This is a genomic window from Mesorhizobium sp. M7A.F.Ca.CA.004.04.2.1 (assembly GCF_004022825.1).
In the GTDB taxonomy this organism is placed as follows: domain Bacteria; phylum Pseudomonadota; class Alphaproteobacteria; order Rhizobiales; family Rhizobiaceae; genus Mesorhizobium.
Genome location: NZ_RZPH01000976.1, coordinates 1 through 2,233, shown reverse-complemented (window position 1 = coordinate 2,233; position 2,233 = coordinate 1). Strand labels below are relative to the sequence as shown.

The following is a 2,233-nucleotide window of genomic DNA, read 5'->3' as shown; positions in this document are numbered from 1 at the left end:
AGCTGGTAGCTCGTAAAGGTATTGAGCAAAGACGTGCCTCCGGCCGAAGCTATGCCGGCACAATACCCCTACTTCCTTGCGCGAAACTGAATCGCTTCCAAGCCCTCGATTCAAGCCTCACACAAGGCACGGGGACTATCCCTAGCTCCTGATGTGAAATGCGGAAGGACCTGTCGTGGGCATTCTGATTGGACTGGTGGTAACGCTCGGCTGCGTCCTTGGCGGCTTCATGGCCATGGGCGGCCATCTTCACGTGCTGATCCAGCCATGGGAGGTCGTGATCATCTGTGGTGCGGCTTTTGGCACCTTCCTCGTTGCCAATCCGATGAAGACGGTCAAGGACACCGGCAAGGCCATTCTCGAAGCCTTCAAGCAGGCGGTGCCGAAGGAACAGGACTATCTCGAGACGCTCGGCGTGCTGCACTCGCTGATGCGCGAGCTGCGGTCGAAATCCCGCAGCGAGGTCGAGGCGCATATCGACAATCCAGAAGAGTCGGCGATTTTCCAGGCGTTCCCAACCGTGCTGCACAATCATGACCTGACGCATTTCATCTGCGACTACTGCCGTATCATCATCATCGGCAATGCCCGCTCGCACGAGATCGAGGCGCTGATGGACGAAGAGATCCAGACCATCAGGTCCGACAAGATGAAGGCCTATCACGCGATGGTGGCGGTGGGCGATGGCCTGCCGGCGCTCGGCATCGTCGCCGCCGTGCTCGGCGTGGTCAAGGCGATGGGCGCGCTCGACCAGTCGCCGGAAATCCTCGGCGGTCTGATCGGTGCCGCACTTGTCGGAACGTTCCTCGGCATCTTCCTGTCCTATTCGGTGGTCGGACCGGTCGCGACCAAGATCAAGACGGTGCGCGAAAAGAAGAACCGCCTCTATATCATCGTCAAGCAGACACTGCTGGCCTACATGAACGGTGCGCTGCCGCAGGTAGCGATCGAGTTCGGCCGCAAGACCATCTCGTCCTATGAACGGCCGACGATCGATGCCGTCGAACAGAGCACGATGAATACCGGTGCCGTCGAAAAGAAGGCCGCCTGAACGATGCGCGATAGATCGGTCCCAGCACTGTCATGACCAGTCCGGGCAGCCCAGCGGAAGCGCGTTCGCTGATCATCGAGCGTCTGGTCGGCGACAGCGGCGAGGCCGCGCAGGTCATCGACGCAGGCCGCGCCATGGCCGAACGCGCCGTACCGCTGTTGCAGAAAAGCCTGACCAGCGAGCTTGGCGTTCCGGTCGTCGTCGACCTCAAAGCGATCGAGGTCAGCCGCGTTCCCGAGGCGCGTTCGCGTGCCGGCGACACGTTCGCCATGACCGTGATCGGCTCGTCGGCGTCCTCTGATGCGATGACCCTGGTGATCGATGCTCCGGCGATCGCGATCATGGTCTGCACGCTGTTCGGCGGCGACCCGGATCTGCCGGCATCGCCGATCGAACGCGATCTGTCGCAGATCGAAATCGATGTTTCGACCATGGTGTTCCAGCAGGTCGCGCAGGCCCTCAACGGATCGGGAAAGCGCTCGCTCGACCTGCGCCTGCCCGCGCCGCGAGCGATGTCCGGCACCGAGGCGAAGCGGTATGTGCTGCGCGATGGCGCGGCAATCCGCATCGTGCTTGGCATCTCGACGCCGGCCGATAGTGGCACCGTCACGGTGACGATGCCGCAGCGCGTCGTGCTGGCCAGCCGCGACGGAGCCGTGCCTGTCAGCGACGACGATCACGGCCCCAGCTGGCGCGCCCGCTTTTCGGAAGAGGTGATGCGCTCCACCGTGGCGCTCGAGGCCACGATGCCGCTGGCGCGGCTGACGCTCGGCGATCTCGCCGGTTTCGAAATCGGCGACGTCATCGAATTCGAGGAAACGGCCCAGTCCCAGGCGCGTCTCAGCGCACGGGGCAAGACGCTGTTCGTATGCGAGTTCGGCAAACTGGGACAGAATTACACCGTCCGGATCAGGCATCCTTACGACGCCGGGCAGGACTTTATCGACGGGCTGATGCCGGCTGCCGCCGGACGCGCCTGAGCATTTGGAGACGATCATGGCCAAAACCAAGGCGGAAGCCGACCTCGACCAGCCGGACGAGCAACTCGATCGCGCCATCGAAGAGTTGCGCGGTGTCCTGCATGAAGAGGAGCAACGCCCCGATGCGGCCTTCAGGGCGGCCTCATCAGCCAATTCGAGCGTGATCATGAACATCCCCGTCGATGTCCAGATCATCCTCGGC

Annotated in this window: 2 protein-coding genes and 1 pseudogene; all 3 read left to right on the top strand. The window is 62.7% G+C overall.

Annotated elements, in window-relative coordinates:
- Positions 1-175: 175 nt before the first annotated feature.
- Entirely contained in the window at positions 176-1,051 is an 876-nt protein-coding gene (motA, locus tag EN893_RS30030; protein ID WP_127271433.1) for a flagellar motor stator protein MotA, read from the top strand.
- 32 nt (positions 1,052-1,083) lie between these two features.
- Positions 1,084-2,031 (top strand): FliM/FliN family flagellar motor switch protein, encoded by a 948-nt coding sequence (locus EN893_RS30025; RefSeq protein ID WP_127269588.1) that lies wholly within the window; start codon positions 1,084-1,086, stop codon positions 2,029-2,031.
- A gap of 16 nt (positions 2,032-2,047) precedes the next feature.
- Positions 2,048-2,233: pseudogene (locus tag EN893_RS30020) on the top strand (flagellar motor switch protein FliN); the annotation flags it as partial.